General features: G+C 69.7%; 1 protein-coding gene. It reads left to right on the top strand.

The genetic code is table 11. The annotated features are described in order from the left end of the window. Window positions 1–380: methyl-accepting chemotaxis protein (locus AUL34_RS21685; RefSeq protein WP_244492671.1), on the top strand; the 380-nt coding region annotated here is incomplete at both ends.

Genomic DNA, 380 nt, shown 5'->3' with positions numbered 1-380 from the left:
TCGGCGATGGAGGAGATGGCCGCCAACATCCGGCAGAACTCCGAGAACGCCACCACCACCGAGAAGATCGCCGCACAGGCCTCCAACAGCGCCGAGCGCAGCGGCGAGGCGGTCGCCAACTCGGTGGACGCCATGCGCACCATCGCCGACAAGATCCGCATCGTGCAGGAGATCGCCCGCCAGACCGACCTCCTGGCCCTCAACGCCGCGATCGAGGCGGCGCGCGCCGGCCAGCACGGCAAGGGCTTCGCGGTGGTGGCGTCGGAAGTGCGCAAGCTCGCCGAGCGCTCCCAGATCGCGGCCTCCGAGATCGGCACCCTGTCGGGCACGACCTTGAAGATCGCCGAGGAAGCCGGGCAGATGCTGCAGCAGCTGGTGCC

This window comes from Aureimonas sp. AU22 (assembly GCF_001463745.1).
GTDB lineage: Bacteria > Pseudomonadota > Alphaproteobacteria > Rhizobiales > Rhizobiaceae > Aureimonas.
The sequence above is the reverse complement of the archived record's forward strand: the minus strand, read 5'-3'. Positions and strand labels throughout refer to the sequence as shown.